The following is a 13,336-nucleotide window of genomic DNA, read 5'->3' as shown; positions in this document are numbered from 1 at the left end:
TCCGGGATGGTGTGGATGTGAGACCGTGGTTTTTTCTGGTTCTGGTGCTACTGCCCCTAAGCGGCTGCTGGCAGGTCAAAACGGCTGAACAAACTTTGCAGAAGTTTGTGGAGGCTGCCAACGCGCGGGACTTTGCCACTGCCGAGGCACTGCTCACCCCGCGGCTACTGCGAGGGATCCCGCCGGGGGCTTTGGATCGCTCCTGGGCTTCAGCAGAGCACTCTACCCTGACTCGGATTCAGGAAGTTGGGAACACGGCGGTGTATCGGGTGGACTCGGTTTTAACCCCGGAAGCCGTTGTGCCAACCTTTGGCTTCCAATTCACAGCAGAAGAGTTACAAACTTTTTTGACGGAACCGGATCGGGAGGATCCCCGTTTTCGCCCTTTGCGGTCTCAGTTGGCCTTCTATGACCCCCTAGAAGATGGCCGAGTCCGCTCCGCCATGGATATCACTTTGTATCGCCAGGCAGAGGGTTGGCGGGTGGAGCTAGCCCGTTTGCGTCCACTCAATCAAACGGTGCTTGAGGATCCGGTTCAGTTGGCTGAGGAAGGCCAGCCCTTTACCCTAACCGGGACAGTGCGTCTTCTGAATCGGAATGAGGAGTGGATTGGGGTGGATCTAGAGGAGGTTAGCCCCAGCCTGGAACGGTATGCAGACAGCTTGGTCTCAGTGGTTCCTGCGGAAGATGCGGTAGTAACCCGTGGAGGTGAGCCTATTCGCTGGGCGGAACTCCGGCCTGGAGAGACGGTGGAGATGGCGGGGAATGTCCGATTTGCAATCGTTGCGGATGCCGAAGGTCGGATCCCGGCGGCGATTACTGCCGAGCGCATCACTGTCATTACAGATGGGGACAGTCGATGATTGAGCAAAGGGTGTGACAAGTTGCTGTCAACCGTTGCGAATTGTTGCAGCTGTTAAGGTTGTTGACGAACCGGGATCCGTTTCTCTGGTAGAACGAGAGACAGGCGATAGGGGAGAATGCCCATCCTCTTGCCTGTCCCATTCTTTGCATTGCACAACGGAGAGCGACCGCATGTTTACTCTGGTCAAGCCGACAACCCGCCACATAGCCCCCAGCGACCTTCGGGATCGCACCCTCATGAAGGTTGTGTATGTGGTGTTGGAGCCCCAGTATCAGAGTGCCCTGACCGCAGCAGTGCAGCGCATTAATCAAGAGAACCCCTGCCTCGCCGTCGAGATGAATGGTTATCTGGTGGAAGAACTGCGGGATCCCTCGGGTTACGAAGCCTTTCAGCGGGATCTGGAGACGGCCAATGTGTTCATTGGATCCCTGATCTTCATCGAAGATATTGCCCAGAAGGTGGTCAAAGCCGTGGAGCCGGTGCGGGAGCGGCTGGATGCTGCTGTGGTGTTCCCGTCGATGCCGGAAGTGATGCGCCTCAACAAGATGGGATCCTTCTCGATGGCGCAGTTGGGGCAGTCCAAGAGCGCCATTGCCCAGTTCATGCGCAAGCGCAAGGAAAAACAGGGATCCAGCTTTCAAGAGGGGATGCTGAAGCTGTTGCAGACTTTGCCCAAGGTGTTGAAATATCTGCCTTTTGATAAGGCGCAGGATGCCCGCAACTTCATGCTCAGCTTTCAGTATTGGCTAGGGGGATCCACCGAGAACCTGGAGAACTTCTTGCTGATGCTGGCGGATCGCTATCTGCCGGGGATGAAAGACCAGGTTAAGTTCGCCGAGCCGGTCACCTATCTGGATATGGGCATCTGGCATCCGCTGGCCCCGCAGATGTTTGCCACCGTGCCGGAGTATCTGGCCTGGTTAAATGCCCGCGCGGATCTGCCCGATGAGGTGAAGGATCCCTTGGCTCCTTGCGTGGGGCTGGTGCTGCAGCGGACCCACCTAGTCACCGGCGATGATGCCCACTACGTGGCCATGGTGCAGGAGTTGGAGTCACGGGGGGCGCGGGTGCTGCCGATTTTTGCCGGGGGCTTAGATTTTTCTAAGCCGGTGAATGAGTTTTTCTGGAATCAGGCGACCCAGGCTCCGATTGTGGATGTGGTGGTCTCCTTGACAGGCTTTGCGCTGGTGGGTGGCCCGGCCCGTCAAGATCATCCCAAAGCGGTGGAAGCGTTGAAACGGCTGAATCGTCCCTACATGGTGGCATTGCCACTGGTGTTTCAATCCACCGAGGAATGGGCGGATAGCGATCTGGGCTTGCATCCGGTACAGGTGGCTTTGCAGATCGCCATTCCTGAGCTGGATGGAGCCATTGACCCGATTATTCTCTCGGGACGGGATGCAGCAACGGGCAAAGCTCATGCTATGCAGGATCGGATTGAATTGATTGCGGCCCGGGCGATTAAATGGGCTAATTTGCGCCGCAAACCGAAGCTGGACAAAAAAATTGCCATCACTGTTTTTAGCTTCCCGCCGGATAAGGGCAATGTGGGCACTGCCGCTTATCTAGATGTGTTCTCTTCCATCCATAAGGTCATGCAGGCCTTGGCCAGCAACGGCTATGACCTGGGATCCGATCTGCCGGAAACCTCGCAAGAGTTGATGGAAGCCATCCTGCACGATGCTCAAGCGCAGTATGCCAGCCCCGAATTGAACATTGCCGCCAAGCTGTCGGTGCGGGAGTACGAAGCCCTTACCCCCAATGTGAAAGCGATTGAAGAGTACTGGGGGCCAGCACCGGGGCAACTGAACACCGACGGGCAAAACTTGCTGATCTACGGCAAGCACTTCGGCAACCTGTTCATCGGTGTGCAGCCCACCTTTGGCTACGAAGGGGATCCCATGCGGCTGCTGTTCTCCAAGTCCGCCAGCCCCCACCACGGCTTTGCCGCCTACTACACTTATCTAGAAAAAATCTGGGGGGCGGATGCGGTGCTGCACTTTGGCACCCACGGATCCCTAGAGTTCATGCCCGGCAAGCAAATTGGCATGTCTGGGGAGTGCTATCCCGACAATTTGATAGGATCGATTCCCAACCTCTACTACTACGCCGCCAATAATCCCAGCGAGGCGACGATTGCCAAACGGCGGGGCTACGCCTGCACCATTAGCTACCTGACTCCCCCGGCAGAAAATGCGGGACTGTACAAAGGCTTGCAGGAATTGCGGGAGTTGATCGGCTCCTACCAAAGCTTGCGGGAAGGGGGACGCGGGATCCAAATTGTCAACACCATTTGCGACAAAGCCCGGATGGTGAATCTGGACAAAGATGTGGAGCTGCCGGAAGCGGATGCTGCTGAGTTGAGTTTGGAAGAACGAGATACCGTTGTGGGTTTGCTTTACGGCAAATTGATGGAAATTGAGTCGCGGTTATTGCCCTGTGGCCTGCACGTGATCGGTGCTCCCCCCACCGCTGAAGAGGCAATCGCCACCCTGGTCAGTATCGCCAGCATCGACCGCCCCGAAGAAGAGATTCTCGGCCTGCCGCGCATCATCGCCCAAAGTTTAGGACGAGATTTGGATGAGATGTATCGCAGTCGGGATCGGGGCAATTTGGCCGATACGGAGCGGCTAGATCAGATCAACAAAGCCTGCCAGAAAGCAGTCGCCGCCTTGGTAAAAGAGCAAACCGATGCCGAAGGACGAGTTTCCAAAGTTGCCAAGCTCAATTTCTTTAATATGGGTCGCCAAGCTCCCTGGATTACTGCCCTCAAGGAAGCAGGCTACCCCAATGTGGATCCCGATTTACTCAAGCCTTTGTTTGAGTTTCTGGAGGAATGTCTCAAGCAAGTCACCGCAGATTTTGAACTGGGATCCCTGCTCAAAGCCCTAGAAGGGGAATACATCTTGCCGGGGCCGGGCGGCGATCCAATCCGTAATCCCAATGTGTTGCCCACCGGGAAAAACATTCATGCCTTGGATCCCCAGTCCATTCCCACCTCAGCGGCGATCAAATCTGCCGAGATTGTGGTGGAACGGCTGCTGGCCCGGGAGATGAGCGTCAATGGCGGCAAGTATCCCGAAACCATTTCAGTGGTTCTATGGGGCACAGATAACATCAAAACCTACGGCGAATCGTTAGCGCAGGTGTTGTGTTTGCTAGGGGTACGGCCCAAGCCTGATGCCCTTGGTCGGGTGAACAAAGTGGAGCTGATCCCGCTGGAAGAATTGGGCCGCCCCCGCATCGATGTGGTGGTCAATTGCTCTGGTGTATTCCGGGATCTGTTTGTGAATCAAATGGATCTGATCGACCGAGCCGTGAAATTGGCTGCTGAGGCTGTTGAGCCCCTAGCGCAGAACTTCGTGCGCAAACATGTCCTGCAACAGGCGGAAGAAATGGGTTTAACCGTCAGCCAAGCGGCCACCCGCGTCTTCTCTAACGCCTCGGGATCCTACTCATCTAACGTCAACTTGGCGGTGGAAAATAGCTCTTGGGAACAAGAAAGCGAGCTGCGGGAAATGTATCTCAGCCGCAAGTCTTTCGCGTTTGGATCCAATCTACCCAACCAGCAAATGCGGCAACTGTTCGAGTCCAGCCTCAAGACGGTGGATGTCACCTTCCAAAACCTGGATTCGTCCGAGATCAGCCTCACGGATGTGAGCCACTATTTTGATTCGGATCCGACCAAGCTGGTACAGGGCTTGCGCAAGGATGGCAAAACGCCTTCTGCCTACATGGCCGATACCACCACCCCCAACGCCCAGATCCGCACCCTGAGCGAAACCATTCGCCTCGATGCCCGCACCAAGCTCCTCAATCCCAAGTGGTACGAGGGAATGCTCAAGCACGGCTACGAAGGGGTGCGGGAGATCTCCAAGCGATTGGTGAACACCTCCGGCTGGTCGGCCACCGCCGGGGCCGTCGATAACTGGGTCTATGAGGAAACCAACGAGACCTTCATCAAAGATGAGGCGATGCGGCAACGGCTGATGAACCTTAACCCCCACTCTTTTAGAAGAATTGTGGGATCCCTGTTGGAGGTGAATGGTCGTGGCTATTGGGAGACCTCACAGGCAAATATCGAGCGGTTACAGGAGCTCTATCAAGAGATCGAGGACAAGATCGAGGGGGTTGAGTAGCTGTTAGTTGTGCATAATGCACACGATAGAGCCGTTGATTCTCAGGGATCCCGGTCAAGGTTCAACTGACCTTCCAGTTCCGCTACGCGGGCTTGCAATTTGCGTAGGGTGCGTTGTAGATCCGGTAAGTGCCGCAGAGCGGCCACGCTTTTTCGCCATTCGGATACTGGCTGATGGGGGTATCCGGCCACCGTTTGCCCCGCCGGGATATCACTGGTTATGCCAGTCTGAGCTGCGACGCGCACGCCATCCCCAATCTCTAGGTGGCCTGCCAAGCCGGATTGTCCTGCCAAGATGACATGGTGACCCAGCTGAGTACCTCCGGCGATGCCCACTTGGGCGATGATCACGCAGTCGGGGCCTGTCTTTACGCCGTGGCCAATTTGCACAAGGTTGTCGATTTTGCTGCCTCGGCCAATGCGGGTTTCCCCCACTGCCGCCCGATCAATAGTGGTGTTGCTGCCCACATCCACGCCGTCTTCCAATACCACCCGCCCCGCCTGCCACATGCGCCGCCAAGAGCCATCCGCAAGGGGAATATGGCCGAAGCCATCGTCACCGATAACCGCCCCGCTATGAATCAGACAGTCATTGCCGATTTGGGTACGTTCGTGAATCACGCAGTTGGCGAACAACTGACAGCGGGATCCAATGCGCACCTGCGGATAGATCGTGACGTTGGCATGAATTTGGGTATAGTCACCGATGCACACCCCCTCCATCACCACCACATTTGCCCCAATCGCCACCCCTTCCCCCAGTTGGGCACTGGCATCGATCACGGCTGTGGGATGGATCCCGGTAGGAGCGCGGTAGGGTTGGTAGAACAGCTCAATGGCTTGGGCAAAGAGCAGCCGTGGATCCCGGCCCCGCAGACAGGGGAGCGGGCGCGGTAAGGGGGTAGATTCGTCCAGGATGACAGCGCTAGCCTGAGTTTGCTCCAGTAGGGACAGATAACGGGCTTCGCTCACGAAGCTCAGCTCCCCCACTTGGGCCTCGGCCAAGCTGGCCACCCCATGGATTTCTAAGTGGGGATCACCTTCATAGGCGCATCCCAGCTTCTGGGCGATCTCCTGTAGCTGCATCGTGTTTCACACCGAAAGGGATCCCTAAGATTGCAGCAGCCGCACATCCATGACGGTGCCGCGCAGGTTGTAGTCGAAGGTTTCTAACTCCAGCGGAACGCCAATCTTGACGCGGTTGTTGCCCAGGACAATGCCACTGTCGGTGCGTTGCCCCCGCCCCTGCAAGGTAAGCACCAAATCAAGGCGATAGGCCTCTGGATCCGGAAAATTTTGTACCCGCCCATCCGGGAACACCATCGGCACGGTACGGCTGACATTCTCCACCCGCACCACTTCCACCTGACCATAGGGCTGGTTACGGATGATCAAATCGGCCTTATGCCCAGCCTGAAAGGGATCTAGCGAGCGGCTGCTGATCCCGCGCACGATCATGTCCACCTCCACCGGCACAGGGGATCCACCGCCCACCTGCACCACGCTGCCTGCCTGGCGACCGGGGAAAAACAGCACAGCGGCAATGGCCACCACCACGATTACCAGCGCTCCCAGATCCAAGAGGCTTACTTTGCCAAAGAGCCGACCCTGGCCGTCGATAATCTGCATCCTGACTTCCCCTCAAACACACTGCTTCGATTCTAGGCAGGTTTGCCCCCATCTCAACGCAGATCCCCTGACAACTTAAGGGATCCAAGCCAGGGCGCTGGTGCCTAGAGGCAAGCGACGACGGCTGCTGAGAATTGGCTGGCCTTGCTCCAACTCCACCAACCACACCTGGGAGCTGGCAATGGCCTGTCCACTGCGGCTGAGGGGAGCAGCGGGATCCGGCAACCCCTGGAAAGGCTCCAGCAGGGTATAGGCTAAGGTACGCCCATCTGGGGCCAGGCTGAAATCCAATCCAATTGGGTACTCGGCTCGCACCACCTCCGTTTGGCTGCCCTCCTCCCAGTTAATCGCCAATAGTCGGGGCGACTCGGTGTAGGTTTCGGGATCGATTTGGTTCACCAAACTGTAAAACACAGGCGCAACGGAAGAAAACGTCCCTACCCCAATCGAGCCTTCTGCAACCAAAATCTCTTGGCTGTTGCCGGTGTTGCTGACAATCCAGAGGCTGCGGGTGTAGTCGGGGTTGAAGCGCAGTAGTGCCCCAAAGGCCCCATCTGAGCGAATCGCCAAGGTTTGGCCAAATTGCGCTAGGAAACTCTCTGCCGATGCCCGCGGATGTAAAGGGACGATCCCCACTCCACGCCCCTGAGCAATTAAAAGGCTGCTCTCATCTGGGCTAATGAGAAAATCCCCCCCCACCGCTGTATCTAGCTCCAAGCGCTGAAAGGGATCCCGGCGTTCTTTTTGGATCCATAGCTCGGTCTGCACCCACCCGCTGGGATCCCGTTCTAGGGGCATCCGCTCTGCCACCACCAGTTCTTCCGTTGGCGAAACTTGGAAGCGCAAATTTTGGTAACCCTGATGGCCCAGTAGCAACTCCGCCGATTGATCCTCCAGGTTGAGGCGATACAGATCTTGGTATTGAATACCGGTTGCTGTCGCAAAGTAGTAGACATACTGACCATCGGCACTGGGCTGCATTTGCGTCACCTTCATCGCCGCTGGCGTGAGCAGGGTTGTGGATCCGGTTTCTAGGTTGAACAAAAACAGCTGCCCCGCCTGGGCTGGCTCAGTCCCAATCCCCAGCAACTGCCGATCCGGGGTGCGAAACTCTCCCTGAAAAGGACGCGCCATCGCCTGGCCCTGTTCATCTTGGGCCGCCTGCAGTTGTACCCGATAGGTTTGACCGTAAGGGGCAGGCTCCGTTAAGGTCCAAAAGAAGCGGCGCCCCAATTTGCGCATCCGCCCCGGCAAAGGGGGTTGCACCTCCAGGTTAGCCTCGATGCTCTCGGCATCCATAGGGCGGTTGAAGGTGAGTACCATTTGCAAATCACGGGATCCCACCCGTTGTTGTTGCCAATTAAAATCCCGCACGTAAGGAGCCGTATGGTTACCCAGCAAAAACAGGATTACCCCGATCACCAAGCTGCAGAGGCTGATCCCGGCCACCCACCGATCCAACGGTTGAGGTAGCCAGCGTTCTAACCAGGATGAACTTGAAGCGGGGATCCGGTACATGGGGGCTCACAAAAAATAAGTGACATTTGGCATTTGGCCTCAATTTTAAGTCGAGGGATCTCGTCATACAGCCGTCATTCATCGGCGTAGGGATTCATCGGCACCGGTATCGGCTCCACCTGTTGTGCGACGATCACCAGCTGTGAAGTGCCATTGATTGGTTCTACCGCCATCTGTCCTTCTATGCGCAGCCAACTATCTGCTGCCAGTTCGTCAGCATTCGCCCAGCGCACCGGCAAACCAACCGGATAGGCATCGGCGGCACAACAACTGACCAAAAACCGGGCGAGGACAAAATGGTCGGGCCGCTCTTCAGGGATGACAAACCCCTGTACCCGCACTGGCTGATCCACATAGTTATAGGGATCCGGATACACATCCAAGGTGCGCACCCAATCCAACAGGGTTCGCTGACGGGGATCGATCTTGGGGCGAAAGGCTTGGGGCTGACTGCGGGACACCCCCAGATAAGGCGATACCCCCCGATTCAAAGCCGTTTGGCTAGAAAGAGGCTGCGGCTCGATCCAAAATCCTAAAATCGCTGTCAACAGCAACAAACCTGCCCCCAACCGAGGCCCCAACAAAGAAGAATGAGTCTCATGGGTGTGGGTGGCTCCCCACCAACGGCCAATCCCCAAACCCAAAAGACACAGCCCCGCCAATAAGGCCACATTCACATAGCTAGGACTGATCAGCATCAGCAGGGTGCCCCGCCAACGGTAAACCACCAGGAGGATCCCCAGCAGCATTAGCCCCGCCGCCTCCCAGTAAGCTGTATTCCCCCGCAACACCCATCTTCCCAGCCAGGATGAAACCAGGCTCACCAACGCTCGGCCCCTTTGGAAGAAGTCGCCGCTGAGCCTACGGCGTCCGGTACGTAGGGATCCGGCGGATCGCAGGTAAGACTTCTGCTTGGAATCCCTGCTCAGAACCCTGTCCTTGGCATGTTCGGAGCCAGAACCCTGTTCAGGCATAAGTTACAGCTTCTTCATACAACTTTGAACCTAAGTTTAACGAATCCCTGGGCAGCGAATAGCTGTGTTTAGGGTGGGGCCGTTGAGAGGAGTATTTAAATATGACGAGATTAATGTGCAGCCTGTTCCCAAAAATGGGAGTTATTTCTATTCTGCTGGCTCTACTGCGTGTTGCCCCCTCCACCTGGGCCAGTACGGGATCCCTGTCACAGCCCCCGAACCAGGAACAAGCCTACCAGCACTACCGCCTCGCCCTCCACTTCTGGGGCCGCCAACAGGGGGCCACCCTCAACGAAACCCTCTACGCTCAGGGGGCACAAATTGGTGAACGCTACTGTACTGCCCGCCGGGAAGGCACCTCCCATCAAGACTGGATCGCCCAAACCCTGAGTGCTCTTGCTGCGGCTCCCAACCTTTCCTTGGTGCAAATGCAGGGGATCGCCCAGTTTACGGGGGCTGCCATCGTGGCCTATGCTCCTTACCACTGCCCGGATCAAGGCTTACCCTTGAATCAGGCGGATGGGGGACTGCCAGATTTGACAAACTCTGGTGCGCTAACCCGGCCCGCTCCCTGACCATCCTGAGGATCCCTGGCCCTATGCCCGCTGCTCCCCTCACCCCTCACCTTCTGGAGAACGAGAGCTTCTACGAAAATGCTCTTTGCTGGTTGGGGCGACCCCAAGAAGCCTACCGCCTGTTGAGCGAGGCGGTTTTTCCTTCGGTTTCCTCTTGGGTGCGGGGGGAGGTAGATAGCCACTCCTTTAACCACTGGCAGCCGGAGGATGTGCGCACCTTCCTCTATCCGGTGGTGGTCATGGGGGAGCACGAAACTCTTGTTTTATCCAGCGAGGCCTTGCTCCTCTGCGGCATTGGCAACTATTACAATCCCTGCGATCTGGCCCTCGTGGTGTTTGTGCAGCAGCCCCAGGAGCTATTTAGCCAACTGATGCAGCGAATTCGGCGGGCCGAAGCCACCATCAGTCGGGGGCCGGATGTGCGCATGCTCTCGGAGCAGGTCAACCTGGCCAAGCGGGGGCGCGACTACATCAACACCAAGTATCTGGTTTGGCCCTATGCCCTCTCGGGTGCCGCTCAGGATACTCTAATCAAGCAAGGGATCAGCATTATCCGCCTTTCCCCCCAAGATGCCGCGCTGCCGTTTGGGGACTAAAGGCTGCTGCCCCCGATGTCCCCCTATTTCTGTGTGTCTTCATGACCGATGCCCGTTTGCCCCAGTTGATCCAAGCGATGCTGGATCCCGCCTTTTACCCCCATCCAGTGCAGGCGCCAATCCAGCTGATCCAAACCCATATTTCCTACATTCTGCTGACGGGCGACTATGCCTACAAAGTGAAGAAGCCCCTCGATTTCGGTTTTTTAAATTTCACCAGCCTGGAGCAGCGGCACCACTTTTGTCAGGAAGAGCTGCGCATGAATCAACGGGGTGCCCCCGGCCTTTACCTGCAGGTGTTGCCCATCACCCAAACCAACGGTCAGTTCCAGTTCAACGGATCTGGAGAATGTGTGGAATACGCTCTAAAAATGCGGCAATTTCCTCAGGAAAGCCTATTCAGTAACCTATTTGAACGGGGAGAACTGACTGCTGCCCTTATGGAAGAATTGGGCCGAGTCGTCGCCGCCTTTCATGCCCAAACCGACACCAACGACTACATTCGCAGCTTTGGCCAACCGGAACGGGTGCGGGAAGCTTTTGATGAGAACTACCAACAAACCCAACCTTACATCGGCGGGCCACAAACCGCTCAGCAATATCAAGAGACCCAGACTTATACAGATCGATTTTTTGCCGAACGACGGGATCTGTTTCAACAACGGCTGGATCAAGACCGCATACGAGAGTGCCACGGCGATCTGCACTTGCGCAACATTTGCCTTTGGGAAGGGAAGATCTTTTTGTTCGATTGCATCGAGTTTAATGAGCCCTTCCGCTTTGTCGATGTTATGTACGATGTCTCCTATGCGGTTATGGATTTGGATGCCCGCCACCGCCCCGATTTGGGGAATGCGTATCTGAATACCTACCTGGAAGAAACGGGCGATTGGGCAGGCTTAAAGGTTTTGCCGATTTACCTGAACCGTCAGGCCTATGTGCGAGCCAAGGTTACTTCTTTTTTGCTGGATGATCCCACTGCTTCAGAAGAGGTGAAAACAGAAGCCTTCAAAACGGCAGCTCAGTATTACCGCCTCGCCTGGGACTATACCCGCCCCAAGCGGGGACAGTTGTTCCTGATGTCGGGGACGTCGGGATCCGGCAAAAGTACGGTAGCCCGTCACCTGGCTCGTCAACAGGGGGCAATCCACATTCGCTCCGATGCTGTGCGCAAGCATTTGGCCGGGATCCCCTTACGGGAACGGGGGGGGCCGGAGGTCTATACCCCAGAGATGACCGCCAAAACCTATCAGCGCTTGGTGCAGCTGGGGGTTGATCTGGTTCAGGAGGGCTACACAGTTATTCTCGATGCCAAGTTTGACCGCCAGGATCTGCGCGCCATCGCCCTAGAACAGGCCCAAAACAAAGGGATCCCGGTGCGCATTCTCCACTGCTTTGCACCTGAGGCCACCCTGCGAGAACGCCTGCAACGCCGGGCCAGCAGCCAAACCCGTCAGGACTCCGGCTTGCAGACCCAAACCAGCTGGATCGTCGGGGATCAGCGGTATTCTGCCGATATTGCCGATGCCACCGCCGATATGCTGTCCAAACAGCAAGTTCACTGGCAAGATTTTGCGGAATCGGAACAACCTTTTGTCACTGCTGTGGATACCAGCCAGGATTGGCAAGCTCAACTCACAATCCTTTAAGTCGCCACTCAAACAGTGCAAAGTCAAGAGAATTGTGAATGATCGAGGCGGATTTCGCTGTTTCCGTGTTAGATGGTGGCAGTGGGGCTTCCTCTACAGAGATCCCGGTTCAAGGTGGGGCTTTTGGGTGAACTATTTGGCTCCGGTGTGATGAGATCAGAGTCTGCCTAAGGCAGGAGAACCAACGGTGAGTGATGTAACTTCTGACGATCTGCGGTTAATGCTTCTGTTTGAAGGATTTTCACCCGAGGTGCTAGAGCCAATAGCCCGGCAGATGTCATTGCGCTCTCATCCTGTGAACCAGGCTATCTTGCTGCAAAACGACTGGGGTAATGCGGTCTATTTCATCCTAGAAGGTTGGGTTAAAATTCGCACCCACGATTTGGAAGGCCGCGAGATTACCCTGACTATTCTCGGCCCGGGGGAAATCTTTGGCGAAATGGCTGCTTTGGATGAAGTGCCTCGTTCTACCGATGTCATGGCCTTGACGGCCACCAAGGTCAGTTGTTTGTCGGCCCAACATTTTCTGGCTTTTTTGGCTTCGGATCCCCAGGTGGGTATTCGGTTGGCTCAGTTGATGTCGCGTCGTCTACGGCAGATCAATCGTCGCCTACAATTACGAGAGGCCAGTAGTACTGCTCGTGTGGCGGATGTGTTGCTGTTTTTGGCCGAGTCTCGGGGTCGAGTTAGCCGTGCCGGAGTTGAGATTCCCAATTTGCCCCACCGCGAGTTGAGCAGCATGAGTGGGTTGGCCCGGGAAACTGTAACCCGTGTCCTCTCCAAGCTGGAACAGGAGGATCTGATCCAACGGGATCGCAATCGGGATATCCTCTGTATCCCCCAGATGGATGTGCTAGAGAAATTGATTGGTTAAAGCAGGGTTGCGACCAGTTGCAGAAGGTCTTCTTGAGATCGTAAGATAGAAAGCCCGATTACATGGGTGGAACGAGGTTCCATCGCGTGGGCGGGAGAGAGTTCTCAGCCGGGATAGCTCAGTTGGTAGAGCAGAGGACTGAAAATCCTCGTGTCACCAGTTCAAGTCTGGTTCCTGGCATCGATATGACCCTAATCCTAGCGTCTGCCTGCGCAGGATCCACGGTTCACCCCCACAGGAGTGGGGACAACGAGATAAGCCAGTTTGGGTTGGCGGCTGTGGAACTTGACTAGAGTGGCTCCTTCAGGTCTGCCAATGGTTCGGAGTTCGGATGGCATAGCTTTGCCCTAAGGGGCTGCTGGCGCGAACGTAGAGGCGCAGGAGGGGATCCAGTTTTTCGAGGGCGGTGACATGGACGGTGAGAGATGAGGATTTCCCCAGAAAAAATCCCCTGGCTATGGCCAGGGGATCCAAATCGTTAGTTAGTCAGTCACTAGAACAAGCTAGCAACCCCCTCT

The 13,336-nt window shown here is 56.2% G+C and carries 10 protein-coding genes and 1 tRNA gene; 7 read left to right on the top strand and 4 right to left on the bottom strand.

What is annotated here, in order from left to right:
- The first annotated feature begins 11 nt into the window (after positions 1 to 11).
- Both L1047_RS10615 and L1047_RS10610 read left to right on the top strand, forming a co-directional pair.
- Complete coding sequence (locus L1047_RS10615) at positions 12 to 863, top strand: hypothetical protein (RefSeq protein ID WP_235278957.1); 852 nt, start codon at positions 12 to 14, stop codon at positions 861 to 863.
- 172 nt (positions 864 to 1,035) lie between these two features.
- On the top strand, positions 1,036 to 5,004 hold the full coding sequence (locus tag L1047_RS10610; RefSeq protein WP_235278956.1) for a magnesium chelatase subunit H: 3,969 nt from the start codon (positions 1,036 to 1,038) through the stop codon (positions 5,002 to 5,004).
- Positions 5,005 to 5,045: 41 nt separating this feature from the next.
- On the opposite strand, the gene lpxD is transcribed toward L1047_RS10610, so the two are convergent.
- The 4 genes from lpxD to L1047_RS10590 form a co-directional block, all read right to left on the bottom strand.
- Positions 5,046 to 6,089: a UDP-3-O-(3-hydroxymyristoyl)glucosamine N-acyltransferase gene (gene lpxD, locus L1047_RS10605; protein ID WP_235278955.1), complete on the bottom strand. Its 1,044-nt coding sequence runs from the start codon at positions 6,087 to 6,089 to the stop codon at positions 5,046 to 5,048.
- A 24-nt stretch (positions 6,090 to 6,113) separates the two neighbouring features.
- Complete coding sequence (locus L1047_RS10600) at positions 6,114 to 6,632, bottom strand: DUF4330 domain-containing protein (protein ID WP_235278954.1); 519 nt, start codon at positions 6,630 to 6,632, stop codon at positions 6,114 to 6,116.
- Between the two features lie 75 nt (positions 6,633 to 6,707).
- Positions 6,708 to 8,150, bottom strand: a complete 1,443-nt coding sequence (locus L1047_RS10595) for a hypothetical protein (protein WP_235278953.1) — start codon at positions 8,148 to 8,150, stop codon at positions 6,708 to 6,710.
- Positions 8,151 to 8,224: 74 nt separating this feature from the next.
- The gene (locus L1047_RS10590; protein WP_235278952.1) at positions 8,225 to 8,941 is read right to left on the bottom strand and encodes a TIGR03943 family putative permease subunit; all 717 of its coding nucleotides are present in this window, start codon (positions 8,939 to 8,941) and stop codon (positions 8,225 to 8,227) included.
- Between the two features lie 317 nt (positions 8,942 to 9,258).
- On the opposite strand from L1047_RS10590, the gene L1047_RS10585 reads away from it, so the two are divergent.
- From L1047_RS10585 to L1047_RS10565, 5 genes are all read left to right on the top strand, one after another.
- Positions 9,259 to 9,699 (top strand): hypothetical protein, encoded by a 441-nt coding sequence (locus L1047_RS10585; protein WP_235278951.1) that lies wholly within the window; start codon positions 9,259 to 9,261, stop codon positions 9,697 to 9,699.
- 23 nt (positions 9,700 to 9,722) lie between these two features.
- Positions 9,723 to 10,295: a hypothetical protein gene (locus L1047_RS10580; protein ID WP_235278950.1), complete on the top strand. Its 573-nt coding sequence runs from the start codon at positions 9,723 to 9,725 to the stop codon at positions 10,293 to 10,295.
- Positions 10,296 to 10,336: 41 nt separating this feature from the next.
- Positions 10,337 to 11,944, top strand: coding sequence for a bifunctional aminoglycoside phosphotransferase/ATP-binding protein (locus tag L1047_RS10575; protein WP_235278949.1), 1,608 nt, complete (start codon positions 10,337 to 10,339; stop codon positions 11,942 to 11,944).
- 220 nt (positions 11,945 to 12,164) lie between these two features.
- A complete protein-coding gene (locus tag L1047_RS10570; RefSeq protein ID WP_235279644.1) occupies positions 12,165 to 12,818 on the top strand; it encodes a Crp/Fnr family transcriptional regulator in 654 nt (217 codons plus the stop codon).
- 107 nt (positions 12,819 to 12,925) lie between these two features.
- Positions 12,926 to 12,998 (top strand) — tRNA-Phe (locus L1047_RS10565).
- The last annotated feature ends 338 nt before the right edge of the window (positions 12,999 to 13,336 follow it).

The organism is Synechococcus sp. Nb3U1 (assembly GCF_021533835.1).
Lineage (GTDB): Bacteria > Cyanobacteriota > Cyanobacteriia > Thermostichales > Thermostichaceae > Thermostichus.
The sequence above is the reverse complement of the archived record's forward strand: the minus strand, read 5'-3'. Positions and strand labels throughout refer to the sequence as shown.